Annotated in this window: 2 protein-coding genes; both read right to left on the reverse strand. The window is 72.1% G+C overall.

Annotated elements, in window-relative coordinates; translation table 11 throughout:
* Positions 1-82 precede the first annotated feature (82 nt).
* Positions 83-424, reverse strand: coding sequence for a hypothetical protein (locus ACWDA7_RS53085; protein ID WP_450615439.1), 342 nt, complete (start codon positions 422-424; stop codon positions 83-85).
* A partial coding sequence (locus ACWDA7_RS53090; RefSeq protein ID WP_450615441.1) for a conjugal transfer protein occupies positions 421-1,233 on the reverse strand: 813 nt, incomplete at its 5' end. The genes ACWDA7_RS53085 and ACWDA7_RS53090, both read right to left, overlap by 4 nt.

Raw genomic sequence — 1,233 nt, forward strand, 5'->3', positions numbered from 1 at the left:
TTCCAGTCGGCGACCTTGCCCAGCACCCAGGGGTGGCGGCGGGCGGCGGTGTAGAAGCGGCCCACCCGCGCTGCGGCTGCGGTCACAGCCGGCCTCCGGCGCCCGGCGCGTGGTCACGGGAAGCTGGGAGTTCGGATGGGACGATGCCGGGGACTGCGGGTGCGCCCTTGGCCGGGTTCTTCACCTCGTCCTCGAACATGTTCGCCAGGTCGTTGCGCGCGTTGTACAGCCCCAGCGCGATCACCATCAGCAGCAGGGCGCCGATACCGGCCCTGAGGCTGAACTTCTGGATCATGATGACGACGACGAGGCAGATCAGCCCGGCCTGCAGGCCCTTGGTCGCCCACTGCTTGAACATGTTGATCCACGAGTTGCCGAGGTCGTTGAGCTGCCCGGCGAGCATCAGGCTGTGCATCGTGTTCACCGGGCACCCCCGGCCCGGACCGTGCCGGACTGAAGCGCGGCGACTTCCCACCGGCCCGAGCGGGCCTTGAGCGTGAGCTCGTAGGCCAGCGGCCACCGACCACCGGCGTTGCGGGCTTGCACCGAGGCGAGGACACGCACCGTGGTGCCGTCGGCCGGTACCTGCTCGGCGGCCGCGGCCTCCTCGACCGCGGAGATCTGCTCGACGGAGACCGCCGTGTACGGGGCGGGGGAGAGGGCGGTGAGCTTCACCCCCGGCGCGAGGTAGCGGTCGACCTCGCCGGCACCGGTCAGGTAGGCGGCGAGGAACTCCCCGACGGCCAAGGACAGATCCCCCTCCGGGACGGTCACGGCATACGACGACTTGGGCACCTCGGTGTGGGCCGGGCCAGCCACCACGCCGGGCGCACCGGTCACCGCGAACGAGGCGCCCGAGGTGTCGGCGGCCACCGGCACGGCGTAGTAGCGCACCGAACCGTCGGCATACTGCGCAGCCACCGTCACCGACCACGCCCCGCCGGTGCGCTGCGCACTGCGCACCGCCGTCACCGACTGAGGCGCCGACTGCGCATCGGAAGCCGGGTCGGGCAACTCGACGTCCGGCGCCATCGACTGCGCAAGCCGCGCCTGCGCACTCGTCGCGTCGTCCGCACTGCTGCGCAACCAGGCGCTGAGGAACACCTGCGCATAGCCGCCTGGGTCGGCGGCGGCCGACGTGGTGCGCACGGCGGTCGGCTTGGCCCAGGTAGCCGCTTGGACCGTGGTCGGGGTGGAGGCGACGGCGACGCACAGAGCGATGGGGCCGGCCGC

It is taken from the genome of Streptomyces sp. NPDC001156 (assembly GCF_053598275.1).